General features: G+C 58.6%; 19 protein-coding genes. 9 read left to right on the forward strand and 10 right to left on the reverse strand.

What is annotated here, in order from left to right; genetic code table 11:
* Positions 1 to 74: 74 nt before the first annotated feature.
* A complete protein-coding gene (locus tag AC13RC_RS08620; protein ID WP_145634339.1) occupies positions 75 to 365 on the forward strand; it encodes a hypothetical protein in 291 nt (96 codons plus the stop codon).
* A 17-nt stretch (positions 366 to 382) separates the two neighbouring features.
* Here AC13RC_RS08620 and AC13RC_RS08625 read toward each other — a convergent pair whose 3' ends face one another.
* The 5 genes from AC13RC_RS08625 to AC13RC_RS08645 form a co-directional block, all read right to left on the reverse strand.
* On the reverse strand, positions 383 to 1,276 hold the full coding sequence (locus AC13RC_RS08625) for a CsgG/HfaB family protein (RefSeq protein WP_488556930.1): 894 nt from the start codon (positions 1,274 to 1,276) through the stop codon (positions 383 to 385).
* 143 nt (positions 1,277 to 1,419) lie between these two features.
* Positions 1,420 to 1,728: a curli assembly protein CsgF gene (locus AC13RC_RS08630; protein ID WP_488556931.1), complete on the reverse strand. Its 309-nt coding sequence runs from the start codon at positions 1,726 to 1,728 to the stop codon at positions 1,420 to 1,422.
* Between the two features lie 41 nt (positions 1,729 to 1,769).
* The gene (locus AC13RC_RS08635) at positions 1,770 to 2,279 is read right to left on the reverse strand and encodes a hypothetical protein (protein WP_113395114.1); all 510 of its coding nucleotides are present in this window, start codon (positions 2,277 to 2,279) and stop codon (positions 1,770 to 1,772) included.
* Complete coding sequence (gene csgH / locus AC13RC_RS08640) at positions 2,276 to 2,704, reverse strand: curli-like amyloid fiber formation chaperone CsgH (RefSeq protein WP_113395115.1); 429 nt, start codon at positions 2,702 to 2,704, stop codon at positions 2,276 to 2,278. Before csgH ends, AC13RC_RS08635 begins: the two co-directional genes overlap by 4 nt.
* Before the next feature lie 27 nt (positions 2,705 to 2,731).
* Entirely contained in the window at positions 2,732 to 3,805 is a 1,074-nt protein-coding gene (locus tag AC13RC_RS08645; RefSeq protein ID WP_488556932.1) for a hypothetical protein, read from the reverse strand.
* Positions 3,806 to 4,131: 326 nt separating this feature from the next.
* Here AC13RC_RS08645 and AC13RC_RS08650 point away from each other — a divergent pair, with 326 nt between their 5' ends.
* Genes AC13RC_RS08650 through AC13RC_RS08660 form a run of 3 tightly spaced genes read left to right on the forward strand, consistent with a single transcriptional unit; the run spans position 4,132 to position 5,442 of the window.
* Positions 4,132 to 4,617, forward strand: a complete 486-nt coding sequence (locus AC13RC_RS08650) for a hypothetical protein (protein ID WP_113353318.1) — start codon at positions 4,132 to 4,134, stop codon at positions 4,615 to 4,617.
* Positions 4,601 to 5,011: a helix-turn-helix domain-containing protein gene (locus AC13RC_RS08655; RefSeq protein ID WP_488556933.1), complete on the forward strand. Its 411-nt coding sequence runs from the start codon at positions 4,601 to 4,603 to the stop codon at positions 5,009 to 5,011. Before AC13RC_RS08650 ends, AC13RC_RS08655 begins: the two co-directional genes overlap by 17 nt.
* A 5-nt stretch (positions 5,012 to 5,016) precedes the next feature.
* Complete coding sequence (locus AC13RC_RS08660) at positions 5,017 to 5,442, forward strand: DUF6941 family protein (protein WP_113331208.1); 426 nt, start codon at positions 5,017 to 5,019, stop codon at positions 5,440 to 5,442.
* Positions 5,443 to 5,830: 388 nt separating this feature from the next.
* On the opposite strand, the gene AC13RC_RS08665 is transcribed toward AC13RC_RS08660, so the two are convergent.
* The 4 genes from AC13RC_RS08665 to AC13RC_RS08680 form a co-directional block, all read right to left on the reverse strand.
* Positions 5,831 to 6,598 (reverse strand): response regulator transcription factor, encoded by a 768-nt coding sequence (locus tag AC13RC_RS08665; RefSeq protein WP_069615132.1) that lies wholly within the window; start codon positions 6,596 to 6,598, stop codon positions 5,831 to 5,833.
* A 258-nt stretch (positions 6,599 to 6,856) separates the two neighbouring features.
* A complete protein-coding gene (locus tag AC13RC_RS08670; RefSeq protein ID WP_488556934.1) occupies positions 6,857 to 7,693 on the reverse strand; it encodes a Crp/Fnr family transcriptional regulator in 837 nt (278 codons plus the stop codon).
* Positions 7,694 to 7,781: 88 nt separating this feature from the next.
* Positions 7,782 to 9,002: a polysaccharide pyruvyl transferase family protein gene (locus AC13RC_RS08675; protein WP_488556935.1), complete on the reverse strand. Its 1,221-nt coding sequence runs from the start codon at positions 9,000 to 9,002 to the stop codon at positions 7,782 to 7,784.
* Positions 8,999 to 10,423, reverse strand: coding sequence for a hypothetical protein (locus AC13RC_RS08680; RefSeq protein WP_488556936.1), 1,425 nt, complete (start codon positions 10,421 to 10,423; stop codon positions 8,999 to 9,001). Before AC13RC_RS08680 ends, AC13RC_RS08675 begins: the two co-directional genes overlap by 4 nt.
* A 27-nt stretch (positions 10,424 to 10,450) precedes the next feature.
* Here AC13RC_RS08680 and AC13RC_RS08685 point away from each other — a divergent pair, with 27 nt between their 5' ends.
* The 5 genes from AC13RC_RS08685 to AC13RC_RS08705 all read left to right on the forward strand — a co-directional run bounded on the left by AC13RC_RS08685 (position 10,451) and on the right by AC13RC_RS08705 (position 25,951).
* On the forward strand, positions 10,451 to 11,416 hold the full coding sequence (locus tag AC13RC_RS08685) for a glycoside hydrolase family 16 protein (RefSeq protein WP_233788498.1): 966 nt from the start codon (positions 10,451 to 10,453) through the stop codon (positions 11,414 to 11,416).
* A gap of 290 nt (positions 11,417 to 11,706) precedes the next feature.
* Positions 11,707 to 13,620: a non-ribosomal peptide synthetase gene (locus AC13RC_RS08690; RefSeq protein ID WP_488556937.1), complete on the forward strand. Its 1,914-nt coding sequence runs from the start codon at positions 11,707 to 11,709 to the stop codon at positions 13,618 to 13,620.
* The gene (locus AC13RC_RS08695) at positions 13,617 to 21,710 is read left to right on the forward strand and encodes an amino acid adenylation domain-containing protein (RefSeq protein ID WP_488556938.1); all 8,094 of its coding nucleotides are present in this window, start codon (positions 13,617 to 13,619) and stop codon (positions 21,708 to 21,710) included. Before AC13RC_RS08690 ends, AC13RC_RS08695 begins: the two co-directional genes overlap by 4 nt.
* A complete protein-coding gene (locus AC13RC_RS08700) occupies positions 21,707 to 24,190 on the forward strand; it encodes a condensation domain-containing protein (protein WP_145634328.1) in 2,484 nt (827 codons plus the stop codon). The genes AC13RC_RS08695 and AC13RC_RS08700 overlap by 4 nt, the downstream gene beginning before the upstream one ends.
* 159 nt (positions 24,191 to 24,349) lie before the next feature.
* Positions 24,350 to 25,951: a glucosamine inositolphosphorylceramide transferase family protein gene (locus AC13RC_RS08705; protein WP_145634326.1), complete on the forward strand. Its 1,602-nt coding sequence runs from the start codon at positions 24,350 to 24,352 to the stop codon at positions 25,949 to 25,951.
* On the opposite strand, the gene AC13RC_RS08710 is transcribed toward AC13RC_RS08705, so the two are convergent.
* Positions 25,921 to 26,658: a 4'-phosphopantetheinyl transferase family protein gene (locus AC13RC_RS08710; RefSeq protein ID WP_113353324.1), complete on the reverse strand. Its 738-nt coding sequence runs from the start codon at positions 26,656 to 26,658 to the stop codon at positions 25,921 to 25,923. The two genes, AC13RC_RS08705 and AC13RC_RS08710, sit on opposite strands and share 31 nt — an antisense overlap.

The following is a 26,658-nucleotide window of genomic DNA, read 5'->3' on the forward strand; positions in this document are numbered from 1 at the left end:
AACTTCGAGAGCGGCATGTTCGGAGCCGATAATTCGATATCGGCTCAAGATTGCGATTCAGGAGCAGTATCGACATGATGCATCCCAGTAAAATCATTGCTGTTACGGCTATCTTGCTTCTTGCCGGAACGCTTGGCTCAGCCGATGTCCTAGCAAGCGGTCAACCCATTATCCGGCGTTCCGGATTTTCAGAGACCCAAATTCCCCAGGTGAAAGGACGTATTCCGCCGAGGAAGAACGGCAACCTGGAGAAAGGACCTGCCGGCAAGGCTCCGGTCAAACCAAATCCGAATGCCAGCACCCAGAACGGAGCTGCGACCTGCGGACCTGACAACGCACAATCCGAAATCTGCCGGAAAAAATGATTTGGCGCCGGCAACGATCATGAGCTCTTCGGCCTGTCCTTGACCAGGACGGGCTGGGAAGCGGCCTCCACGGCCGGTTGTGTCGCGCTGGCGGCGGGAACGGCGACCGCCGGGCCGATCGGTCGGCCGTTGGCATCGAGCTTGTATGTCATGGCTCTTTGATGCTCGTCCAGATATCGCATGAACGCCGCGCCGGCGGCGGCATCCCTGAATTGCCACAGCCCGTTCCTTACGCCCTCGAAAATCAACGAATAGACTGCGAGCTGAATGCCTTCCTGGACGCCCAAGGTCGTGGGCGCATTGCGTGTAATACCGCCCTCGATCTGGAGCAGCTGGTCGACGCCGACAAAACGGAACGCCGATCCCTGCAACTGCACGGAATAGATCGTCTTGGTCGTGCTGACAGAGGCTAGCACTCGCCCCGTGCTAACGCTGACGGCCCGCAAGGATACGGTCACGATGTCCTTGCGGTACTGCGTGTTTCCGCCAATCCCGAGATAATTGGCACCGATACCGCCCGTCGTTTCATTGGAATCATAGCCTATGATACCGCCATCCAGCAGCACTCCGGCAAACCGAAGCGGCGGGATGCCGCCAGCCTTCGCGCCGTAAACCGCCGATCTCGTGTTCTGGATGATCTGGCGCTCCTGCAGCAGCGATTGCAGATCCGTGCGCTCGACGACATTGAACCAGTTACCGTTACCAGCCTTCGTCAGCACGTCAGTCAACAACTGCGCGCCGCCTTGCGTCAGAGCGCGGGAATATTCGGCAAAGTTTTCATTGGGTTTGTTCTGTCCCGTCAGATCGGGAAAGGAATAGACCGCCACATCGAGCTTTTGTATGGGTGGCGGCAGACTCTCCAATGCCACACCTGACTTCGTGGCGGGCATAAGCGTCGCTGGAGTGCTCATCGGGTCGAGGCTGCTGCCCGCGGCGGCGCAGCCACCAAGACCCAATCCGCATAGAATGGCTGCGACAGGAAAACCAACATGTGACATGGACGCTCGAATAAATCGCTCCCAACAACACCGAACGAGGACACAATCAATTTGGTTCAAGGATTGGCCGGCACCTGGCCGCTCTGGATCACGATGACCGGAGATGTTCCGGTTGAACCCGTACCTTGATTAACGTTCCCAAGATTGCTCAAGGCCTTATCGAGACCGGACAGATCCGGCGTCTGTTGCTGCCCCGACTTGACGCCAGCACCCTGCGTCTGCGCCGTCGAAAGCAGGAATGAACCATTTAACGGATTTCCCCCAAATGTCGGATTGGTCGGCTGATAGACCAATTGCCCCGCCATGGCCGGCGCCGTCATCAAAGCTACCAAACCAACTGTCATCATTGCCGCATCTATTCTCATTGCTATTCCCCTCCCTTATTTTCAAAGGCTGCTGCACCCACTCAACGCTTGATGAGCAAGCCACCACCCGGTAAACGTGCGATCAGCACATTGACAGGTGCCGAACCCGCAGGTTGAAGAACACTTACGTTCAGGCCCGCGCCATTCAGCAATACGACATTCGACTTCAGATTATTGCCGCCCTGCAGGACGTTGATATTGCCGTAGTTCCCTATGATACCGGCAGTCGAGCTGTTACCCGTTCCTGACTGAAGGTGATACACGCTGTTGCGCGTTCCTATTTCCAGCGTCCTTGCCAAGTTATTGCCTCGCGGCACTAGGATCGCTTCCGGCGTAGCGGCCATACCTGCTGCAAGGTGGGATGACGAAGAATGATATTGCTGCTGCTGTTGAGGCGGCAGATTTCCGAGTTGCACCGTCGTCGTGACATTTACCGGGATCTGGGCGACATAGGCCGTCTCGGCTCGACATTCCGTTGCAATCTGGCAGACCGAGGCAGCCAAGACGAGAGCGGCGCCGAGCACGGATTTCGTATCGTTCAGGCGTTTCATTCTGGCAATCGGCATTGTGATATACCTCGATCGGTTTCGATCAATAGCCTTGCACTCAGTTCTACCCCGTTTCCTGCATCGACCATTGTCGTGGCAAGAAGGTTCTCTGCTCCTGGCTTTAATGCGAAGCTACCTTGCTGAATGCTCTGGCTTGAACCTGCTGCGCTATGTTTGAAAAGAACCAGCCTGTATGTTCCGGATACTGTTACTACAGACTTTGCAATCGCCCGCACCATAAGAAACTCATCCTTCCTGTCTGCCTTGATCAAGCACTCAAACTCAGCCTGAGACGAGGCAGGAGCGGCGTACGCGAACAACAAGGCCGCGGACAAGAAGGATTTCAGAAGCAAGATGGATGTTGATCGCCCGACATTGTTTCCGGCATACATGGCTGGTTCAGCCGCATTAAAGGAGGAGGCGGACATTTGCTTTCGCCTCCTCCATCGGCAAACTCAGTGCTGGACCGTAACGGCCGTGTTGCGATAGCCGAACTGCGCCGTAACCGACGTGTTCGTCAGGCCGCTCGAGCTGGTCTGAGAGGTAACGGCATAGTTTCCCGAACCGATCTGGATAGTTCCCTGAAGGTTCGAACCGCTGACGGGGAACACTGTCTGCAGCCCGGATTGCGAAGCGATCGCGGTATTGCGATAGCCGGCCTGCACGATCATCGAATTGTTGGAGCCGAGCGGATTGGCGATCTGGGATGTCAGAGCGGTGTTGCCCACACCGAACTGCGCCGTGGTCGCCTTGTTCGTGCCGAAGAACGACGACTGGCCGGTCATGGCGAAATTATGCGCGCCCGCCTGCAACGTGTCTTGCGAGTTGTTGCCGCCCGCCTGATCGGCGAATGATATATTGCCCCAACCGAACTGGGTCGTCGACGACGAATTGCCGTTGAAGCCGATGACACCGAACTGAGAGGTGACGGCAAAGTTGCCGGCGCCGACCTGCAGCGTTGTCTGGTCGTTGCCGCCGCCGTCCTGGCCGATGATGGCGCCATTACCCCAGCCGAACTGCATGGTACTGGAGTCGTTTCCGCCATGCTTGCCGTCGGTCTGGGTCGTCGAGGCGAAGTTCAGACCACCGACCTGCAGCGTGTCTTGGGAGTTATCTCCCTTGGACTGGTCCGCGAAGGCGGAGTTGCCGAAGCCGAACTGAGCGATCGTCGAGTTGTTATCCGCGCCGTCCCGCTGCAGGGTCGAGGCGAAGTTCATGACGCCAGCCTGGAACGTGCTCTGATCGTTCGTCTTGCCTTTCTGATCGGCGAAGGCGACATTGCCGTCACCGAATTGTAGGATGGCTGATGTATTGGATTTGGCCTTGTCCTGATTGGTGACGGCGAAGTTGCCGACGCCATTCTGGAATGTCAGAGCATCATTATTGCCAGTGTTCTGACTGACGAAAGCACCGTTGAATGCACCCACCTGGCCGATAAACGATTCATTTTCGGCTGGCGGCGACGGGGGCCCGGCAAATGTCAAAGACGTGCTTGCCAGCAAGACGGCGAGAGCTCCAATCGTCCTCATGTGATCCTCCCTGTTCTCCATGACGGGGCAAGCGACCATTCGCCGCCCTCGAGCTTTTTAATAGGCCGCGGAAGGAGAGCCGAACAAGAGAACCGTTCGGACTAAGACAGCAACGCAGATCTATGTGAAATAGAAAGCGCCTACCTCGAAATGAGTAACGGATTAGATGTGTATCGCTATGACGTATGAGCTATACTCTTCTTTGATTAGGCATTCTAACCCATATGAAAGCTAGATAAATACAATCCAGGTGTGCAGCAATTCATGCTACCCATAGATAGCTTCGATGAAAGGCTTGCCACATGATAATGGATTAGTTGACAGCTATGGCTACGTTTGACAGTCTCGTGGCATCCGAAGCAATCGTTAAAGTTGAGATTCAGCTTGGTCGAAAGCAGTCACCCAAGCGACTGCTTTTCGCGACACCAAGCTTCGTGAACTGGTTGAGCGAGCGCGTAAGCAAAGACGAACCATCGTCGCTCGGTGCGGTCCTCAGACCTGTCGAGCAGCTGGATTTTCTTTTCTATACATTCGTTTCAGGGAAACCGCTCATTCATTGCCGACAATTCCGGGCAATCCGGGTCGAACGAAATGCGGTTTGGGAATTGAAGACTGTCGATTTCCGCATATTCGGCTGGTTCGCCATGCGAGACTGTTTTGTCGCTGTCTTTGGAGACTGGGCCGACCATGTGAAGGATCACGATCTTTACCGCGGCTATCGGCTGGAGGTGCGCCGATTGCGCCGCACGCTTGGTGTGGGTGATGCGTTGTGCGTAGAGGGAGTAAATCCGGAAGATGTCATTTCAGTTTGAGATAGGGGCGCGGGCGCGGGCGGCCAGCCGTTTCATCGCAGATGTTCGCAGCGACCTGGCCGCCGCCGTCCTCGAAAGACGATCGCAGAAAGGGTTTACTCAGCAGCGACTTGCGGAGTTGGTCGGCGTCAGCCGAAGGGATCTGAACCGTTATTTCTGCGGGCAAACAGAGCTTCCGCTTCGTTCGATCGCGGACCTCGCCTGGGCGCTCGACAAAGAGATCCACATTGAGGTGTGCGATCCCAAGGGGTCTACGTCAGACGTTAGTGGCCTCTCCGAACCGGAGACCCGGGCAGCTATCTATCCGGTTCGGTCCGGCGGGGCCGTTTCCTGGAGCTCATCAAGGGCCATCCGCACGATAATTGCTCGCAGCAACAACGATCGGGACGATTGAAACACATGCGCTATGGATATTGCATATTTTGCGACGACGTTCGCACGGAAATCGGCGAAAAGCTCAGCTTCATCGGCGTCTATAGCGGCGTCCTGATGCTGCCGGAATTTCCCTTTTCACTGCCGAAGTTCTGCGTGCATGTGAATCTGATCACCTTGGCGACGGAACCCTACCGATCGATCGTTTTGCGCTGCACCGCGCCCGGCGACCGTCAGCCGCTTCTTGAAGAGCGATTGGACGCCGCTCAGCTGAGCGAGCAGAAGGATGTCGTGGAGAACGCGGAGGCGAGTGATATCCCGATCAATGTCGTCGTGGGCGCCAGCCTTGTCTTTTCACCGCTGAGATTGCGTCAGCCGGGCCTTCTGACCGTCAGTGCGATCATCGACGACAAGCCCGCGGAAATCGCGTCCCTGCGTGTGGTGCAACACTGAGCTGACCCGCGTGAGCTTCGGCCACCAAACAGCATCGACATTTGTCGGATTGGTTTTTTGAGATGCCGTCGTCGATGCGTGTGGAAGCTGCACTCATCGTGCAAAAGCAGCAAACTCAAACTTTGGCGGAAATGCCTGTTGGTCGGCCCCTTAGAACAGGCCCGGCAGCTCAAATACGCGGGAATCCCGAACTTGCTATATCAACTTTTGGCGGCGATCAGCCGCCGGCGCTTTTCCATCGAGCGACGGCAGCTTCAAGAGCCGAGGCTTTGCGAACCTGCCCTGCAGGTCACTTGTTGCGCCGGCGCCGGGGGCCTATGGCTTCTAGCTGGAGCGACACGGCGCTTCCCGGCATTATTTTGTATGATAGGTGGTCGCGGCCGACTTATTATCGAACGAGTTCCCGAATCTTGTAGGCAACTTCCGTTCGGTTCGTCGCGTTCAGTTTCTTCATGATATTGCGAATGTGCACTTTGACCGTGCTCTCGCAAAGGTCCATCTCATAGGCGATGATCTTGTTTGCCTTGCCTCGTCTCAAAGCCTCCGCGACGACGACTTCGCGTGGCGTAAACAAGCTGTCGAGGCAGCAGTTGCGGCTGGCCACGGGTGCGATCGCCTCCTTGGCAGCCAGCAGGCTGCTTGCCGGCACGAAGACACCACCTGCCCGCGCGAGAGCCACTGCTTCGGCGGCGACCTTGATTCCGACGCTGGTCGGGATGTAGCCGCGGGCGCCGCACTCCAGCGCATGCAGCAACTGTGCAAGCTCATCGCCATCAGCGCCCACGATCACCGGGCTCGTCTGGAATCTTTCCACCAGAGCGCAGATCTTGGCACTGACATCCGCGTCAGAAACCTTACGGCCGCCGATCATGAAGAGAACCGCGGACGGTAATACTTGCATATTGCGCATCTGCCATTCGTCGAGCGAACCCACGGTAACGATATGCATGGCGCTATCGCATTCGGTCAGACTTTTCGACAGGCACTCGCGATCGAGAGCGCGAGAATCTATGAGAAGAATATAGTCTTCCCATTCATCGATCCCGGGCGTGCCGGATGCGATGAATGGCCTCAACGTGTCGGACGTCCGAACTGAAATGATGCGTGCACCCGTGTCTGACGTGAATTTTTCACTTGTGAGCGATTGTCCAATCATGGCCGTTACCCCCAACTTTTAAAATGGCCTTTGTATTTCTTGCAACCTTTAGAGTATTTACTCGATTTAAAGAGAATAACATCCGTTTAAGCCGAGGATCTTCTTTAGTTCCCATATTTCTCCCCTCTTTTTAGGTTTATGTTACCGTAGTAATTGCTTATTTTGTTTTTCCGCGCATTAACATATGTTAATAATGAATTTAAATATTGCATAAAATAATTCTTTCTTGCTCCATTAGTAATGGAGACAAAGTATTGCTCAAACCATAGTTGTATCGAAACAGGACTCGTCGAAGTCGACGAGATCGGCTAGACGCGGCCGATCGAGAAAGGCGACAATGCCGTTGCGGAAGGACAGCAGGCCGGCTTCACGCATGTCCCTGAGGACGCGGTTGATGTGCACCGTCGACAAGCCAACCGCGTCGCCAATATCCGCCTGGGTCAAAGGACAATCGAAGTATTCTGCGTTTGCATAGTCCCGCGAAGTACCGATGCGTGCCCCGAGCTCCAGCAGCAAGTAGCCGGTTTTCTCCAGAGCGTCGCGGCGTCCTATATTGGCGAGCCTCTCAGACATGCGCGCCTGATGTCGCACCAGTTCAGCAATGACGATACGATAGAAAAACGTTGGCGCTTCGATCTTCGGCAGAGAGGTAAAGTCAGGGAAGACCATCACCGTGACATTGGTGATCGCCCGCACGGTCTCGCGCGAAAGCGCCGTCAGGGATGTCGAAATCATATCGCCGCGCAACACGAATTCCGTCATGAAGCGCGTGCCGTTCGGAAGCATCTTGCTGCGCGAGGCCCACCCATCGAGCACAAAGAGAAGGCGTGGCGTATCGTGGTCGTAGTCGCAGATCACACTACCTGCAACAAAGGTCCGCGCTACACCACCGAGGCTGCGAATATGCTCAATTGAAAGCTGCGCTGCCATGCCGTCATCCCCTCGGACGAAAAGCATATTTCGAACGCTCCATGGGCCTTTCGAAAATATATTTTTCGTGAGTTCCAAGTATTCAATACCATAGAAAATCCACGATGTCTTTATTGCAAATCGATATCCGTTGTTCCTCGAATTTTTACCGCCATAGCGGGACAAAATTCGATGTCTTTATGTATACCTTTTAGTATTTCCGTCCGCGTCACAAATTCTATACTAACGACCTCTTGTATCGTTTTGCGTGCACCTATATCCGCGACATAACGCATTGGTCGCGCTCGACCAGATGTCGCCGCATGTTGGAGATTCCGGCGCGGGCTTCCGAAATCGTGTCGCGATGGCGGCGCGCCTCTATGCCTTCCTGCTGCGCCGCCTTGAGGAGCAGGGCGACATGCTTCGGCGGTGGGGATACTCCCTTTATGAAGTAGGTTTCGCGCCCGGCCGAGTTGAAGAAACCTTCGACCTTCTTGTCCCAAGCCAAGCCGACATGCGGAATTCCGAGCGCATAGGCGGCAATGCATGCGTGCAATCTGTGAGCCAGAACCACATCCAGCGACTGGATGATCTGGATGAGATCGATCGGAAGCCGCGGGCGTTTGCAAACATCCAGAGTGCCGGACGTGGCGATACGCTGCCTGGCGACCGAAGCGCCGATACGCTCCGCAAAAGCTTGATCCTCTTTGGCTCCATTGCAGAACAAGACCACCTGCTGGCCGTCATCCAGGAGAAGCTCGATCAGATCACGATAGGCTTCAACATCGGCGAAGGGGATACCATCGGTCTGAACGGCACCATGCCGACGCAGGACGATGGGATCCGTCACGCATAGACCTATGGTCAAAGGGCCTTTGGACGGAGCGCGCACGCCTTCCTGCCCCGGCGAGGCCTGTATCAGCAGTCCGGGATCACGCACGATCTTCGCATCGGGTCCATCGGGAAAGTGCTCGCGCCAGTTATCCTGCGCGAAGCCGTCGCGTACCGAAAGATGAACAAGGCGCGCCTGCTTCAATCGCGCGAAGAGATGATATGCTGGCTCCGACCAATGGCCGCCCACCCCAACCGCATAGATCGCCAACGGCCGATCGTACCGTACGACACAATCGAGCACAGCACCGATTTTCAGCGGGAAATTGAGATCATCGTCCTGAAACAGGTTCCCGCCGCCGATCACCACGGCATCGGCATCCGCAACCTTCTCGTCCCATTGTCCGCGAAGCGCGCGCAGCCTGCGCTCCAGTACGGCGCGAACGAGCCGCCGACGGGCGCCCGCGGGCAGTCGATGGAGTAATCCCAGCACGAGCCGTCTGCGGCCGCCATGGCCTGTCGCGAACGCCTGTCGCCCGGCAAGGTCGATCGTCTCCACTTCGATCTCATCCCTGCCGCTCGCCAAGGCGGATTCGACGCATTCCGCAAGCAGCCCGTCCCCGAGGTTTTCGCTGTATTTGACGTTGAAGACGACAATCTTCATTGCATCTCCCCGATGGTGCGCAGCCGCGGGGTGTATTCGCCCCGGATCTGCCGTGCTTCGGCACTCAGCGCGGAAATGCTGCCAGCGAGGATATAGAACATCAGTCCGAGGTCATACACAGTACCGGACGTGGCCGCTGAAATGAGAACCGTGATGATCCCGGCCTTAGCAGCGCGCAGAACCGCGGTGGTTTCCCGCGATGATGAATGCGATCCGCGCATGTCGGCCAAGAGCAGCCGAGCGACGAACATCGCAAAGAGTAACGTTCCGAAGACGCCGATATTGGACAGCAGCACCAGACCGAAGCTCGATGCCCGGGCACTCCCAAGGCCGGCGCCAAAACCACTCGTGTCCAGAAAGGCCCGGTAAGCCATGGCGTTCCACATGAAGCGCTCCCGCCCCGACTGGCTATCGGCCTTCGAAAAGAGCATCTCGTCCAGAAAATCTTGCAGATTATGCGCGAGATCCGGCATGACGATGAGAACGAAGAAGATGACGAGCGGCATGCTCGCCAGAATGGACACGATCAGAACGGGCCGGCCGGCGCCAGGCTCGCGACGGGAGGCCAGAAACGACTGGAGGCTGAGGATCGGCAGGATGGCGGCGAGCCCGACAAGTGCGGTCGCCGACGTCGACAGGATCAGCGCGACCAGCAGCAGACCTGAAAAAGTGCCGGTGACCTTCGAGCGGATGCCCCCAAGCCAGAGGCTGGTGACGATGGCAAAGAGCACGAGCGTGAAATCGGCGAAGGCCGAGGCTTCGGGAAAAGTGCCTGAAATGCGCTTCAGGCCGCCCTTTTCGGCATTGGTCAGGAGCGCGTAATTGGCTGTCCGCACGAAACTCAGCAGAAAGTCTGTATGTGTGAAATGGGTCACTATGTCGGCGAGCGCGAAGCCGAGATTGACACCGATAACGACCAGCACGCCGTTGATAAAGGCCGAAGGGGTGCCCTGGCGACGAAAGAAGGCAAAGGTCGTTATGAAGCAGATGAGGCCACCCACCGCGTAGACCGATTGAGTGATATTGTTCGAAGAGAAACGCAGCGGCACCAATGCAATCAGGTTACGTGCCCCAATCGATCGTTCGACCGTCATCGTCTGCGTCATGCCTTGGAACATGCGCGGGAAGAAAATCGCAGAGAAGATTCCGAAGGCCGTCAGAAGCAGCAGAAAGAAACCAGGGCGCCAGGGAGCCAGGGCGCCGAGGAACGGCCCCTCCCCGTAGGCCGCAAACAACCGTGCGGCGAAGAATACCAGAAACAGGCTCGGAACGAGTACCGATGCACCGCCAAGACCGGGTATGCTGAAGGCCGCCGCCGCACCGAATACCGTCGACAAAACCATGATGATGAATGACCATCGCACAGGCGCGGTCAGCGCAACAACTCCTACAATCAGTGTTACGAGCCCCATGGCATTCATGTCTGGCAATCCGGTTGTTCTGCCTCAATGTCGCCGCAAACTACCACGGCGTCATGCAGCTGTATTTCCGCCGCGCCTAAGCCTTTTGGTGGACGTTATGGCCGAAATACGTTCTATACCGCGGAAATTGCACCGTTCATGCTTGCATTCATGGATCAGTTCTCGCGGATATCTAATGTTCGATGCAGGAGCAACCGCCGCGTATTTCTTCGCGCGTCTATTGCGGCTGCGTTAGTTTCGATCATGGATGTAGGAATTGTTCGCGCCGGTGATACGGGCGATACGCTTGATGTCAGCAGCATGACACTTACCTTCGAGGATGCTTTCAACGATCTCAGCATCTCCGCGTGGGGTCCTGGTACCCGCTGGATTTCCCACACACCATGGAATGGCGACTTTGGCGGCGCTCGCTTCTCGGATCCGAGTGGCGACTTCCCCTTCGCAATCCAGGACGGTATGTTGCGCATTACCGCTGCACGCGACAGCAAAGGTCTATGGCGCTCCGGCTTGATTGCCTCTGTCGATGAGCATGGAAATGGCTTTTCTCAGCAATATGGCTACTTCGAGATGCGGGCGCGATTGCCGGATGGCCCCGGTGTCTGGCCGGCCTTCTGGCTTATCGGCAAGGATCGGTCAAAGGCTACCGCCGAGATAGATGTCATCGAATATTACGGCGATAAGCCCGGCGCCTACTCTTCAACGGTGCATGTTTGGCATCGGGATGGGCGGCACGATTCGGCCTTTTCCCGCATCAAGGTGTTCGCCACCGCAAATCCCGCTGATTTGCACACCTATGGCGTGAAGATCGATTCCGATTTCATACGCATGTATTTCGACGGTAATCTCGTCTGGAAAACCAAAATTCCGCCAGAACATCGCCAGCCGCTGTATATGCTCATCGACCTCGGTATCGTCGAAGGCATATCCAAAATGGCTGCGGCCGACCCATCCTTCATGTTTGTCGATTACGTCAGAGCCTATCAGTTCAAATAGCCTCTGCATCGTCCCCCTCTCCGGCAATTCTTCCTGAACCAGGGCGACCACGTGACCTTCCGATGGGCAGGATTGATGCCACGCATAATGCTTTCGGCCGGGTTGCGGCTGCCATGGCGGACCTCTCCGACAAAATGGCTACGCGCCCTTAGGACTTACGACTTTCGGTGGTGCGGACAATCATCCCAATGACCAGCTGGTGCTTTTGCTCCAGCGTGAAATTCTGCGATCGACGACGAAGCATTTCGCAACATGCCGTCATCCATCGCAGGACAACCCGGAGAGCGATAATGATTGACCGCGAGGCACAGGCAGACGCAATTGGCGCAGCAAGCATGCATTACGATCGCAATCTTTGCCTTCATCACATGCTGCGCGAACAGGCCAGGGCCGCACCGGAAGCAACAGCTCTTGTTTCCGGCGATATCCGTATTACCTATCGTGACCTTGATCGCATATCCGATGCGCTGGCGTTGCATTTGATAAAGGTAGGTGTCCACAAGGCCGACATCGTCGGCCTTTTCCTGCCGCGCAGCATCAATGCGATCATTTGTACCCTGGCCATACTGAAAGCCGGCGGCGCCTATCTCCCGCTCGACCCAGCCTTTCCGGTGGAGCATCTCGACTTCGTCATCGCGGAATGCACTCCCAAGGTCATTTTCGTCGACTCCGCCCATGGCGAGAAGCTGGCCGGCGTGCCGAGCATGAACGGCAAGGTCATCGAAGCGGATGCCATGATCGCGGAAATGGCACATCGGCCCGGCGCGACCATGCCGTCCATTGAGATAACGGGCGGCGATCTCGCCTATATCATGTACACATCCGGCTCAACCGGTCGGCCCAAGGGAACGATGATCAGCCATCGCAGTATTTCGCGGGTCGTTCTCGATCAGAACTATATCGAATTCCACCGCGATGACGTCGTCCTGCACACGGCCACCATCTCCTTTGACGCATCGACATTCGAAATCTGGGGTGCGCTCCTCAACGGCAGCACCTTGGCGGTCATGCCCGATACCGATTTCTCGATTTCACGGCTGTCCGATTTCATGCGGGAGACGGGTGTCACTATCGCCTTCCTGACGACGGGGCTATTCAATCTCTTCGCCGATCACGCCCGCGCGACCCTGCCGAAACTTCGTCATATCCTCTTCGGAGGCGATGTCGGTTCGGCCGTCCACGCTCGCCGTTTCCTGGAGCACTATCCCGGCTGCAGGCTCACCAATGCCTATGGGCCGACCGAGACGACCGTCTTTGCCACCGCTTTTCAGGTTCTGCCAGGCTTTTCGGGCACTGAGCTACCGATCGGTAAGGCAATCGCTCATACCGGAATCGCGATATTAGACGAGGAATTGCGTGTTGTTCCTCCAGGCATTGAAGGCCAATTGGCGATATCGGGGGACGGCCTCGCCATCGGCTATTTCAAGCGACCGGAGCTGACGGAACAGAAATTCGTCACCATCGAAACCAAGGATGGCGTGACGCGCTTCTATCTGACGGGCGACGTGGCCTGCCTGAAGCCGGATGGCACCGTCACCTTCAAGGGCCGCCGCGACCGGCAGATCAAGATCAACGGCAAACGCATTGAACTCGATGAGATCGAGGCAGCACTTCGCCGTGATCCGCGCCTTGCCGACGGGATCGTGCTTTGCCACATGCAGGGCGAGAACCTCAAGCGCATCGTTGCCTATCTGTGCCCGAAGGAAAGCCATGTGGGCGTGGGCGCCGATCTGGCGCAGGGCGTCATGGCGACACTGCGCGCGGCTCTTCCCGCCTATATGATCCCGAATGCCACGGTCATCGTTGACGCCTTGCCGCTGACGCCGGCCGGTAAAGTCGATCGTTCGAAATTGCTGCCGCCTCCGGTTGAAACCCAGACAAAGCCCGCCGATGTCAGGAGCCGGACGGAGGAACTGCTGACGACGCTATGGCAAGACGCATTGGCGCTCGAAAGCGTCGATCTCGATCGGAACTTCTTCGATCTCGGTGGCACGTCCCTTCAGCTGATGGAAATTCATGCCGGTCTCGAAGAGATGCTCGGTCACGCGATCGATGTGGTTGCGTTGCTGCGTCATCCGACCATTCGCGAACTCGCACTTCACCTGGATGGCCGCGCATCCGGCCCAACCCGTCTTGCCGCCGCGGCGCAGCGTGCCGCGCTGCAGAAAAAGGCGATCTCTCATATCCGCAGGAGCTCCTTATGAAAGGGAATCACCAGGACAATGGCAATCAGCGTGATTTCGAAGACAATGAGGATCTGAGCGAGCAAATTTCCGGGCATATCGCCATTATCGGCATGTCCGGCCGCTTTCCCGGAGCCCCCTCGGTGCAGGCGCTCTGGCAGCTTGTACTCGAAGGAAAGAACGCCTTTTCGCTTTTTTCGCCGGATGAGATTGAAGACGCTTTTACCGATGAAGAACGGGCACAGCCGAATTATGTCGCCGCAAGGCCCCATCTCGACGGTGCCGATATGTTCGACGCCGAGTTCTTCGGCATGTTTCCGCGCGAAGCCGCCGTTACAGATCCGCAGCACCGGATCTTCCTCGAAATATGCTGGGAAGCCCTCGAGGACGGCGGCTACGATCCACAGCGCTATGACGGCCTGATCGGGGTTTTCGCCGGCTCTTCGATGCCGACCTACCTGATCAACAATGTTCTGCGCGATCGCGCCAAGGCGGAGGAATTCACGTCGAACTATCAGATCGGCTGCTTCCACGAGCTTGTTGGCGCGCTCAACGACACGCTGGCGACCCGTATCGCCTATAAATTCAACCTGCGCGGTCCGGCTTTCACCGTGCAATCCGCCTGTTCAACCTCGCTCCTCGCGGTTTCCCAGGCATGCCAGAACCTGCTGACCTATAACTGCGACATGGCTCTGGCCGGCGGCATCTCCGTCACCATTCCGCAAAAGCGAGGCTACATCTACCAGGAAGGCGGCATGGCCTCACCCGACGGAACCTGCCGGCCGTTCGATGCCAACGCCGCCGGAACGGTTTTTGCCAGCGGGGCGGGCGTCGTCCTCCTGAAGCGGTATGAGGACGCGCTCAAGGACGGCGATCACATCCATGCGGTCATTCGCGGCTATGGCATCAACAATGACGGCAGCGACAAGGTCGGCTTCACGGCACCGAGTGTGGAAGGCCAGGCCGAAGCGATTGCCACGGCTCTCGCAAATGCGGCCGTCGATCCCTCGACCATCGGCTATATCGAATGCCATGGCACGGCGACGCCGCTTGGCGACCCCATCGAATTCAACGGATTGACGCGCGCCTTCGCGCAGGATGCGTCGCAGCCAGCCCGCTGCGCGCTCGGATCGGTCAAGGGCACCATCGGTCATACCGACGCGGCGGCCGGCGTGACAGGCCTCATCAAGACGGCCTTGGCCCTGCGCAGCGGGAAAATCCCGCCGATGCCCAATTATCAGCGGCCCAATCCCCGCATCGATCTTGAGAAAAGTCCTTTCTACATTCCAGTAACGGCAACCGAGTGGCCCCGGGGACAGGCGCCACGAAGGGCGGGTGTCAGCGCTTTCGGCGTAGGCGGAACAAACGTTCACGTCGTTTTGGAGGAGCCGCCCTACCCGCCGGCTCAGTCGAAAGAGGTAGAGGGCCACTACATTCTCCCCCTTTCGGCTCGCAGCAAGCCGGCGCTTGCCGAGATGCGCACCAATCTGAGTGATCATCTCGCCGAAAACCCGAAACTTTCAATGGCGCAACTGGCCCACACGCTTCAAGCCGGACGACGCGAGTTCGGCCACCGGCTGGCCGTTGCCGCCGAAAATGTCGAGGAAGCGATCCTCAAGCTGACGACGGAGAGCTATCAGCCGCTCACCGCCGCCGATCAGCCGTCCGTCGCCTTCATGTTCCCAGGCCAGGGCGCGCAATATGTCGGCATGGGTGCCGGGCTTTACCGCTCGGAGCCGGAGTTTGCGCGCTGGATCGACCGCGGTTCCGAGCTTTTGAAGATAACGCTCGGGCTCGATCTGCGCGACTACATCTGCCACACCGGCCCGGCGACGCAGGCCATCACCGATGAGCAGCGCGAAACCCGCATCGCGCAGCCCTGCCTCTATCTCGTCGAATATGCGCTTGCCCGATTGTGGCTCAGCCGCGGCGTCAAGCCGTATGCCATGATCGGTCACAGCGTTGGCGAGTTTGTTGCCGCTACGCTCGCCAACGTCATTTCGTTCGAGGATGGCCTCCGTCTTGTGGCCAATCGCGGCCGGTTGATGCAGCATCAGCCGCAAGGCGCGATGGTATCCGTTCGTGCCGATGCCGCAACGACGGCCTCCTACCTGCGCGGCGCGGTGGAGATCGCCGCGATCAACGCCCCGAAACTTTGCGTCATCTCCGGTCCGTTTGCCGATATCGAAATGGTTTGCGCGGCACTTTCGGAAGCTGAGATCGCCTTCAGCCGGCTGCACACATCGCACGCCTTCCATTCCGCCATGATGAACGATGCGGCTCTGGCGCTACGCCAGGAGACCGAGAAGGTCACCTACGGTACGGCCACCATACCCTTCATCTCCGGGGTGACGGGCGATTGGCAGACGGCTGAATTGGCGACCTCGCCGGATTACTGGGCCATGCATTGCCGCGACGCCGTTCGCTTCGCCGATGGGCTTGCGACGCTCTGCCGCGACCGCAAGCCGGTTCTTCTCGAAGTGGGGCCAGGACGCACACTGTCGGTCTTTGCCGCCCAGACGCTCGCACGCGACAGTCTTGCCGCAGTCGTACAAAGCCTGCCCGAACATGACCGGGCCTCGGCCGCCGCGGCAACGCTTGCAGAGGCTCATGGAAAGCTGTGGATGGCCGGCTGCCGCCTCAACTGGCCGGCTCTTCCATCGGTGTCACGGCAGCGGCTGTCCCTGCCAACCTATCCCTTCCAGCGGCAGCGCCACTGGATCGATGCTCCGTCATCCGCCCGTCGCGCATCGACCCAGCGCCCGAATGCCGAAGCAGACACTCGGCCAGCCGCCGAGCCCTTTGTCTCTGACGTCAACCTTACCGGGGAGAATCGAGCAATGAATGTTGCAGCACCCATTCCCACCTCCAACCGTCTGCCGCAATTGGAAGCGGCTCTTCTGACCTTGCTCAGCGACATGTCGGGCGAAACGCTCGGGCCGGACGAGCGAGCAGCAACCTTCCTGGAGCTCGGCTTCGATTCCCTCTTCGTCGGCCAGTTCGCGCAGCGCATCGAGAAAGACTTCAAGGTCAAGATCTCCTTCCGGGAACTGCTGAGCGATATTCCCTCCGTTGCCGATCTGGCTGTTTATCTCGATCGTCAAATGCCACCGGATGCAGTGAAGACGGCTGAACCATTGGCCGCGGCCCCCATCGCTGCTGCGGCGGCGCCTCCCATGCCGGTTTCGACGCCGATGCCGATCATTGCGCCTGCTCCACAGGTCGCATCGATCCCGGCTGGAGCATCGGATCTCGCCACGGTGCTGCAATCGCAGATCCAGATGGCGCAAAGCCTGTTTTCCCAGCAATTGCTGATGCTGCAGGCCATGCAGGGCGGAGCTCCGGCTGCCGCAGTACCAAGTGTGCTGCCCGCAGCACCCATCGTGCCGGCGCCGCAAGCTGCAGCGAGCCAGCCCTCCTCCCCGTCGGCTCTGGTGGCTCCCGCAGCACCTGCCGAAAGCGATTTCGGCACCGAGCGCATCAAGCTTTATCGTCCGAACGCCAAAAGCGTGACATCGGAGATTTCCGCCGCCAAGCAGGGTTTCATCACTGATCTCACCAGGGCCTATGAAACCAAGAATGCCAAGTCCAAGGCCTTCACGCAGGAGCATCGCGGATATCTGGCCGACCCCAGGTCCGCATCGGGCTTCCGCGCCGATTGGAAGGAGATGGTGTTCCCAATCGTCTGCGACCACTCCAAGGGAGCCTATATCTGGGATATCGACGGCAACCAGTATGTCGACCTGGTCAATGGCTTCGGACAGACGGCCTTCGGCCACGCACCGGATTTCGTAATCGACGCCGTCAAGGCTCAAGCCGATCGCGGATTTGCGATCGGTCCGCAGACGCCTCTTGCCGGCGATGTCGCAAGGATGATCGCCGATGTAACCGGCCACGAGCGGGTAACCTTCTGCAATACCGGCTCGGAAGCGGTCATGGCCGCGATGCGGATTGCGCGCGCCGTCACCGGCCGCGATCGGGTCGTCGTCTTTGCCAACGATTATCACGGCCAGTTCGACGAGGTTCTGGTCAAGGGCCGCAATCGCGCCGACAAGCCGATTGCCCTGCCGGTCGCCTCCGGCATTCCGTTGGCCTCCGTGTCGAACATGACGGTCCTGCGTTATGGCGCGCCGGAGAGCCTCGATTTCATCCGCGCCAATGCAACCGATATAGCGGCTGTCATCATCGAACCGATTCAGAGCCGCCATCCGGAACTGCAGCCGCGCGAATTCGTCCGGGAATTGCGTGATGTCGCCACTCAATTCGAATTCGCCCTCGTCTTCGACGAGGTCGTCACCGGCTTCCGCGTCGATCCCGGCGGGATGCAGGCGATCTGGGGCATCAAGGGCGACATGGCGACCTATGGCAAGGTCGTGGGCGGCGGTATGCCGATCGGCGTGCTGGTCGGCAGCCCGCGTTTCATGGACGCCCTCGACGGCGGCCATTGGACCTACGGTGATAATTCCGTTCCCATGACGGCACCGACATTCTTTGCCGGAACCTTCGTCCGTCATCCGCTGGTGCTTGCCGCCGCCGAGGCCGTGTTGCATCATATCAAGGGAGAAGGCTCCGCCCTCTACGACCGTGTCGCAGAGCGAACGGAGGCACTCGTAGCCGAGATCAAGGCCGATCTCGCCAGGCGCGGCATCGCGGATGTCGTTCATGGCTACAAAAGCTGGTTTGCCACCGACTTCTCCAGTCAGGATCCGCTCGGCGCGCTGTTTTATGCGCAGATGCGACTGAATGGCGTCCATATACAGGACGGTTACCCCTGCTTCCTGACGACAGCCCACAGCGAGGACGACTTCCGCTCCATCGCGAAAGCCTTCCGCGACAGCCTCGACGCCATGCAGGCCGTCGGTATATTCACCGCGATCAGGGAGCCAACCCTATCGCCAATGCCGGTACAGGCATCCGAGGCAAGGCCGCAATCCGCGCCGCTGACGGAAGCGCAGACGGAAATATGGCTTGCGGCCCAGGCGGGCGACGAAGCCTCCTGCTCGTTCAACGAGTCCTTCTCGCTGGCGTTGGAGGGGACCCTGGACGAGACAGCCTTCCGGCGGGCGTTCGATACGGTCATTGCCCGTCACGACGCCTTCCATATTCGCTTCGATCGCGGCGGCGAGTATTTCCGCTTCATTCCGGATTTCAAGCTCGACCTGCCGCTCCTTGAAGACATCGATGACCAAGGCCTTGCCATTCTCATCGACGATGATGCCCGTACGCCCTTTGACCTGATCAACGGCCCTCTTGTCCGCGCCAGCATCATCAGGTTGGCCCCCGAAAAGCATGTGCTGGTCTTTACGGCTCATCACATTATCTGCGACGGCTGGTCTATAAACACTTTCATCGAAGAGCTGGCGACGGCCTATAAAGCCTATAGCGCCGGAAATGTTCCGGAATTCCAACCGGCACTTTCCTTCGCCGCCTATTCGATCGACCTTTCGCCCAGGCCGGAGAAATCGCAGGCGACCGAGCAATTCTGGCTCGATCAGTTCAAGACGGTTCCCGATCTTCCCGATCTGCCGCTGGATCGCCCGCGGCCGGAATATCGCAGCTTTGCCGGCGGCAGCTGCACCGGCTATATCGATGCCGACGTCTACAAGGCGCTGAAGAAGAAGGGGGCGAAGTCGGGCGCCACGCTATTTTCGACGCTGCTGGCGACCCTCCAGGTAATGGTATCACGGCTATCGGGCCAGGACGATATCGTCATCGCCATTCCGTCGGCCGGTCAAAGCCTGCTTGACGGCCAGATCCTCGTCGGCCATTGCGTCAATCTGCTGCCGTTGCGTCAGGCTGTATCGCTCACAGAGCCGTTTGCGGCGCATCTGAAGGCAACGCAGCAGCTCGTCTTTCAGGCTTTTGAACATCAGGATTACACCTACGGCACGCTGGTGCGCAAACTCGATACCAAGCGTGATCCACGCCGCCTGCCGCTCACCGAGATCCAGTTCAACCTCGAGCGCATGGCCGGCGGATCGTCCTTTGGTGATCTAACGCCGAGCATCGAGCCGAATGCAAAGGCCTTCTCCAACTTCGACCTGTTCTTCAACATGATCGAGGCGAGCGACCACATCCGCATCGATGTCGACTATAACGCCGATGTCTTCGACCGCGCGACCGTGGAACGATGGATCGGCCATTTCTCGACGCTGGCGGCAGCCTTGGCCAAGGACATGGATCACAAGATCGGCGAGCTGCCTCTGCTTTCCGCGGCCGAGAAGTCCTGGCTGATCGACGATCTCAACCGGACGGCAATGCCTTACGATCATGATCAATTCGTCTTCTCGCTCTTCTCCGCGCGTGCGGCCGAACATCCGGATGCCGTTGCGGCTCAACATGACGGCCAGTCGATCACTTACGGCGAGCTGGAAACTCGATCGAACCAGCTGGCTCTCTACCTCCAGATGGCGCTTCCCGAACCCGGCCAGCGGATTGCTATATTGGTCGAGCGTTCGCTGAACATGATCGTCGCCCTCCTCGCCGTCATGAAAGCGGGGCATACCTACGTGCCGATGGATCCGGCGCATCCGGAACCACGCTTGCGGCAGACGCTGGAAATCGCCCGCATCCGCGGCCTGATCTGCGACAGCGACGACATGGCTCGGCTGGCGTCGACGGATATCCCTGTTATCCGGCTCGATCAGGATGCCAAGGCGATCAACTCGATGACGGGCCTCCCCCTGAAGACCCTGCCCGTCGATACCACAGCATCGGCCTACATCATCTTCACATCCGGTTCCACCGGCACGCCGAAGGGCGTGGAGGTCTCGCATCGGTCCCTGACGAACTTCCTGCTCTCCATGGCGAAGGAACCTGGCTTCGGTGCGGATGACACGCTTGTCGCAGTCACGACCATCTCGTTCGACATAGCCGGTCTGGAACTTTACCTGCCGCTGATATCGGGCGGAAAGGTCGTCATCGCCAGCCGGAGCCAGGTCCAGGACGGCTTCGAACTGGTCAAGCTCATCGACGAACACGATGCCACGGTGCTGCAGGCAACGCCTACGCTTTGGCAGATGCTGGTGGAAGCGGGCCTGAAGGACCGGCCGGCGCTGAAAATGCTTTGCGGCGGCGAACCCCTACCCAAGGAACTGGCGCGATCCCTACTTCAAATCGGTGGCGAGCTCTGGAACATGTACGGCCCGACGGAAACGACGATCTGGTCGTCGCTGCAGCGCATCACGGATGCGGATCAGCCAATCACGATCGGTCATCCGATCGCCAATACCCAGCTCTTCATCCTCGACCAGAGCGAGAATATCGCGCCGGTCGGTGTCATTGGCGAGCTGCACATCGGAGGCGACGGGCTTGCCGAAGGCTACTTCGATCGTCTCGATCTCACCGAGAAGGCTTTCGTTCCGCATTGCTTTGCCATCGGCAGGCCGATGCGGCTTTATAAGACCGGTGATGTCGGACGACGGCTTGCCGATGGGTCGCTGCAGCTACTCGGGCGGCGTGACCAGCAGATCAAGCTGCGCGGCTTCCGCATCGAGCTTGGCGACATCGAAGCCGTCATCTCCAAGGTGGAAGGCGTGCGCCAATGTGCGACCGTCGTCGCCGAAAACGCCAGGGGCGATCGTTCCTTGGTCTGCTACATCGTGCCGACCGCGGAGGGCGGCGAAGCACTTGCGGCCGATATCGCGGCGCATGCCAAAGCCAATCTGCCGGCGCATATGGTGCCGAGCTTCTGGGTGATGGAGAGCGAGCTGCCGCAGACCGGCAACGGGAAGCTCGACCGCAAGACCTTGCAGCAGCGCGGCGTGCCGCAGCGTGTTGTCGCGCCAACCAAGGTCCAGCCGAAAACCGAGATGGAACAACGGCTGCTGGCGATCTGGCAGGATGTGCTCAACCTCGGCGACATCGGCATTGACGACAATCTCTACGCGCTGGGTGCCGATTCACTTGCCATATTCCGTATCGCCGCCCGCATGCGCGACAACGGGCTGTCGCTCGAGGCAAAACATCTATTGCGTCATCCGACGATCGCCGCGCTGGCAGCCTTTGCCGACGCCCAGGGAGGGGATCCATCCGATGCCGTGCATCTCCACATTCCATCACTGCGAGATTTTCGTAACGGCGCGCGCCGCGGCCTGGGGGCATCTCTATGAGTACAGTCGATAACAGCCCAAGCGGTTCGCTTGCCGAACCGCAGATCATCGGTGAATTTCCTTGTACGCAGACACAGCTTCGCTGCTGGATTCTCGATCAGCTCAATCCCGGCAACCCCGCGCTCAATGTCGCGGTTCGATGGGAGATCCGGGGGGTATTCAGGGTCTCGACCCTTGAAGCAGCCTTTCGAAAGATCATTCAGCGTCACGAGATCCTTCGAACGCGCTTCATCGAGAGGAATGGCAGGCCCTTCCAGCAGGCCGTCAGCGACGTCAACTTCAAGATGTCGGTGATCGATCTGCGCGGCATGCCGCCCGAGCAGCGCCAGGCGCGGATCCTGTCGATCGGCGAGGAGACGGCGCAGGCGCCATTCGATCTCAGCGCGCCGGGCCTGTTCCGCGTCACACTGCTGATGGCGGAAAACGAGCGCGGCTTCCTGCTGATCACGGCCCATCAGAGCTGCTTCGACGGCTGGTCGATCCGTGTCCTCGGGCGAGAGGTCGGCGAAATAGCCGCCGCAATCGATGCGGGGCGTGCACCGGTCCTGCCCGAGCTGCCCTTGCAATATGGCGACTATGCCCTCTGGCAGCAGGAATATCTGCAGAGCTACGGCTTCGAGACGGAAAAAACCTTCTGGCGCGAAACTCTGCTCGGCGCCCCTTATTTCGAGGTCATTTCCGACCGGCCTCGCGGTCAGGTTAAAACCAATCGCGGTGATATTCTCTCCATTGTCCAGCCACTCGCCTTCACCGATCGCATGGATGCGGCCGCGCGCGCTCATTGCGTCTCGCAATATAGTTTCGGCGCTGCCGTCCTCAGTGCGGCCCTTCATCGGTTGACCGAGGCTCCGACCGTGCTCTTCGGCTCGCAGATCGCCGGCCGTGAACATAGCGATCTGGAGGATATGATCGGCGTCTTCATCAACAATCTGGTGCTGCGTTTCGATTTCGGCTCCGATGTCAGCTTCGCCGAACATATTCGTTCCGTCAGCGCGACGATCGAAGGGGCGCTGAACCATCAGCGCATGCCGTTCAACAAACTCGTGGAACTGGTCAATCCGGTGCGCGATCCTGCGCGCAACCCGCTGATCTCGGTCAACTTCAATCTGCAGAAAGCCTTTCTTGAGGATCGTCGCTACGGCGGCTTCGAGCTGATCAGCTCGCCCTCGCAATCCCCCGGCGTCATCTACGACCTAAGCTTCATCATGATCGGACGGCCGACAGGCTGGCGTATGTCGATCGAATACAATGCCGACCTTTTCGAAGCCAGCACCATCGAAAGCCTCCTGCAACTATGGAGGAACGCTTATGAAATTGCTCTCGATCGCCCTGAGGCGCCGCTTTCTTCGCTCATTGCGCCGGACCGGCACGTGGCAGCTGCCGCCGAGACTGCGCCGATGGATGGCGCCGTCACAGGCAAATCGCCGCCGAATACGCGAATGGAAGCGCTTGCTGAAATCTGGAAGGAAGTCCTACAGGTTCCGCAAATACGCCCGGATGATGATTTTTTCGCGCTCGGTGGCCATTCGCTTCTCGCGCTCCGGCTTCTATCGGAAACACGCGCAAGATTTGATGCAAGCCCGACATTGCAGCTTCTATTCAAACAGCCGACGTTTGCGGGCTTTGCAGCTGCGGTCTTCAACAGCGAGGAGATCGAGAAACCGCGGGAAAAAGCAGTAAACCCGTGGGAGTTGATTACCTGCAAACATGGGGTGGGGACCGGGGCGGTCTATACCCTCAACCATCCATTCCTGTACTACCGTCTTGCCAATGAATTGCCGGACGAGATTTCGGTATACAACGTCAACATGTTCCACGCGGATCTGACGGGCGGCCTGGACGGTCTCAGCATCGAGGATATCGCCAGCCATGCGATCGATGCCATGCGGATCGACAAGGCCGCGGACCGCATTGCCATCGTTGGGCTCTGCGTCAATGGCGTCCTCGCGATGGAAATCAGCCGGCAATTGCGCGAGAGAGGCATAGATGTCGGCATCACGGCCATTATCGATGCCTGGGCTCCAGGCTATTTCGCCTCCCTGCCGAAGCGGGAGCAAGCGCGATGGCATCGGGAGCGGCGGCGCAAACGTCTTGCCTATTTCACCCGGAAACTGCTGTCCCGCCGTATCCGGCTGATCGACTATCTCAAGGAGTTCGAAGTCTCACTGGCGCTACTGAGGATCCTCGGCGTCAAGGCCGGTCAATACTCTCCGGAAGAAGAGGCGAACGAGGCTGTTACCAAATTGCTGGTGACGGCGGCTCGCCGCTATAAGCCGCCGCGGACAAGGGACGAAAGCGTCGTCCTGCTTCGAAGCAGTGCGACCCATCCTCGGGCGCGCAAAATGCGGTTTGGATGGGGTGAGGCGGTCGGAGAGGACTGCATGGTGGTCGATATCGACGGCTGGCATGAGGATTCGCTGACCAGCAACGGCATCCGCGACCTGGCGTCGACGCTCTCGGGAAAACTCACCGATGGCTAGAGCAATTCCACGAAAAGCGCATAGCGGCTTTCAGTCCGGAATTACGTGAAAACAAAAGGATAGAGCGCTTTCGCGACTCGAGAAAGCGCAAAGGCTTCAGGTAGCCGCCAATGCCTCGGACCATATCCGGCAAATGGTCGAGCCATAGAGGAAACAGTTATGAACGAGACCAAGCCATTGAGGGTCGGCATTCTCGTCGCGCGCGGACATGCGCTCGAAAATTGGGAGCTGATGATCCTGGATCGAATTCTGGCCGCCCCGGGCCTGGAGCTTGCAGCCGTGCTGACCCATCCTCATCCGTTCGGCGTCGGCAAGGCATCGAAGCTGTTGTCCTGGAGTGCGCGACTGGAGGCTCAGGCTCTAGCGCGTCAACCCGCCTATTTGCCAAAGCATTTCAATAGCCGCCGTCGTTTTGTCGACTGCTACGAATCCGATGGCGACAAGACGGGCGCTGTCGACAACATCACGGCGGCGTCGCTGCGCCGTCTGAAGCTCGACCTCGTCATCCGCATGGTTCCAATGAGCATGGCCGACGAAGCGATCGCGGCTCTCCCATTCGGGGAATGGGCCTTCAACCTCTCCGACCAGCGATCGGCGGATGTGGATTGGTACGGCTATGCCGAGATCCTTGCTCGCGCGTCGACTGCCGATCTGGTCCTTTATGCCAAGCGCGGTGGCAAGGCCGGCAGGTTCGAGATTGCGCGGGCGTCATTCAACATCAAGCCCAGTGCAGCGCGATTGAGTGCCTTCGTAAGGGAGCGAAGCGTTACCCTTCTGCTGCGGGAGCTGACGCGGCTCGCCGACACCAGGCGGTTCAACCCATCCGCTTTTGCTGGCTCGATCATCGAGCAGGCGCCATCGCCCGGCGATCTCTTTCGCTACGGCTGCATCGTTGCGGGATCGATCTCGGTCAAGGCCATCAAATCGATCAGGGCGAGACTCCGCGCCGAGTCGGCCATATGGACACTTTATACGGGACACGGTCACATCGATGATTTCGATCCGAGCAAGGCCGTGGAAATTCCACCTTCCGATAACAGGATCAAGGCCGATCCGTTCCTGTTTCAGGAGGATGGCAAATGCTACCTGTTCTATGAGGCCTATTCCCACGGCGACCGCAAGGCGCATATCGCGGTCGGCCGTTTCGACGGCGATGCGCTCACGCAGGTTGGGGTGGCGCTGGAGCGCCCCTACCATCTCTCCTATCCATTCATATTTCGCGATGGCGACCAGATCTTCATGATACCGGAAACGCATCAGGCACGGCGGCTCGAGGTCTGGCGCTGCCGTGAGTTTCCGGTGAAATGGGAGCTGCACGCCACTGCCTTCGAGGGCCAATCGCCGGCCGATAGCGTCTTGATCCGCCATGGCGGCAAATGGTGGCTATTCACCAACCTGTCGGATTTCCATGCCTATGAAGACCATTGCAGCGAGCTCTATCTGTTCGAAGTCGACGGCCCGGCGCTCACAGGCATAAGACCCCACAAACGAAATCCGGTCGTGATCGGGAGTACCGAGGCTCGAGGCGCAGGGCGCATCTTCGAACGTGGCGGCAGGCTGTTGCGGCCCTCGCAGCACAATGCATACGGCATTTATGGCTATGCTCTCAACATCATGGAGATCGAGAGACTCACGCTCGACGACTATCGTGAACGCCGCATTCGCACCATTACCCCGGCTTTCAAGGCCGGACTTCATGGTTGCCATCATTTCGATGCCGTCGACGGTCGCTACATTCTCGATGCGCGGCTGACCATCTGACTGATATTTCCATTGCGATAGCGCAGGCCTACCTGGTGCCCGCCGGTCGAGGCAACAACGGCGCCAGCGAAGTTGGCCGGTGTCGCAAGCTCCAGAATGGCCCAGTTTTGCGGTGCATCCTCGTCCCCCTCCAGCCGTTCCAATCGCGATTGCTTCGATCTGTCGAACGTGACATCGAAACTGTCGAGCGGCAGCGACAAGCCGGCACCATGGGCTTTGATGAACGCTTCCTTGCGCGTCCAGCAGCGATAGAAACCATCCAGGTAGCTGTCAGCCGGCAGAGATCGAAGCGTCTGATACTCCTTGCGAGAGAAGAACCATTTCGCAATATCTTCCTTCAGGAACCGAATTTCCTCGATATCGATGCCGAGTTCATAACGATCGGAAACAGCAAGAACAGCCCGGTCGGCGCTGTGGCTGAGATTGAAATGGATGGGACAAGCGCCGCCGATCGCGACGTAAGGCTTGCCGTTGTCGCCGTAGTCGAAGCCTATCGACCGCGGCGGAATGCCGAGATAGCGCCCGAGGATAACCCGCATTCCGGTCCTGGCGGCGACGAAACGATGCCTGTCCCGCTCATGGACGAAGCGAATGGTCCGAACGCATTCGTCGAGCGACAGCAATGTGATATACATGCCGAGATCAGGCAACGGCATGTCCAGCTTCCAGTGCCAGACATCGATTATGTCAGGCCCGATATTCTCCAT

The organism is Martinezella sp. CNPSo 3890 (genome assembly GCF_057784455.1).

What these genes read in the sequence shown, in the direction of transcription:
- AC13RC_RS08700 (WP_145634328.1), top strand. Translation starts at nt 21,707, where the DNA reads ATGAGTACAGTCGATAACAGCCCAAGCGGTTCGCTTGCCGAACCGCAG.
- AC13RC_RS08675 (WP_488556935.1), bottom strand. Translation starts at nt 9,002, where the DNA reads ATGAAGATTGTCGTCTTCAACGTCAAATACAGCGAAAACCTCGGGGAC.
- AC13RC_RS08710 (WP_113353324.1), bottom strand. Translation starts at nt 26,658, where the DNA reads ATGGAGAATATCGGGCCTGACATAATCGATGTCTGGCACTGGAAGCTG.
- csgH (WP_113395115.1), bottom strand. Translation starts at nt 2,704, where the DNA reads ATGTCCGCCTCCTCCTTTAATGCGGCTGAACCAGCCATGTATGCCGGA.
- AC13RC_RS08645 (WP_488556932.1), bottom strand. Translation starts at nt 3,805, where the DNA reads ATGAGGACGATTGGAGCTCTCGCCGTCTTGCTGGCAAGCACGTCTTTG.
- AC13RC_RS08695 (WP_488556938.1), top strand. Translation starts at nt 13,617, where the DNA reads ATGAAAGGGAATCACCAGGACAATGGCAATCAGCGTGATTTCGAAGAC.
- AC13RC_RS08665 (WP_069615132.1), bottom strand. Translation starts at nt 6,598, where the DNA reads ATGATTGGACAATCGCTCACAAGTGAAAAATTCACGTCAGACACGGGT.
- AC13RC_RS08635 (WP_113395114.1), bottom strand. Translation starts at nt 2,279, where the DNA reads ATGAAACGCCTGAACGATACGAAATCCGTGCTCGGCGCCGCTCTCGTC.
- AC13RC_RS08680 (WP_488556936.1), bottom strand. Translation starts at nt 10,423, where the DNA reads ATGAATGCCATGGGGCTCGTAACACTGATTGTAGGAGTTGTTGCGCTG.
- AC13RC_RS08620 (WP_145634339.1), top strand. Translation starts at nt 75, where the DNA reads ATGATGCATCCCAGTAAAATCATTGCTGTTACGGCTATCTTGCTTCTT.
- AC13RC_RS08705 (WP_145634326.1), top strand. Translation starts at nt 24,350, where the DNA reads ATGAACGAGACCAAGCCATTGAGGGTCGGCATTCTCGTCGCGCGCGGA.
- AC13RC_RS08685 (WP_233788498.1), top strand. Translation starts at nt 10,451, where the DNA reads ATGTCGCCGCAAACTACCACGGCGTCATGCAGCTGTATTTCCGCCGCG.
- AC13RC_RS08655 (WP_488556933.1), top strand. Translation starts at nt 4,601, where the DNA reads ATGTCATTTCAGTTTGAGATAGGGGCGCGGGCGCGGGCGGCCAGCCGT.
- AC13RC_RS08630 (WP_488556931.1), bottom strand. Translation starts at nt 1,728, where the DNA reads ATGAGAATAGATGCGGCAATGATGACAGTTGGTTTGGTAGCTTTGATG.
- AC13RC_RS08690 (WP_488556937.1), top strand. Translation starts at nt 11,707, where the DNA reads ATGATTGACCGCGAGGCACAGGCAGACGCAATTGGCGCAGCAAGCATG.
- AC13RC_RS08660 (WP_113331208.1), top strand. Translation starts at nt 5,017, where the DNA reads ATGCGCTATGGATATTGCATATTTTGCGACGACGTTCGCACGGAAATC.
- AC13RC_RS08650 (WP_113353318.1), top strand. Translation starts at nt 4,132, where the DNA reads ATGGCTACGTTTGACAGTCTCGTGGCATCCGAAGCAATCGTTAAAGTT.
- AC13RC_RS08625 (WP_488556930.1), bottom strand. Translation starts at nt 1,276, where the DNA reads ATGAGCACTCCAGCGACGCTTATGCCCGCCACGAAGTCAGGTGTGGCA.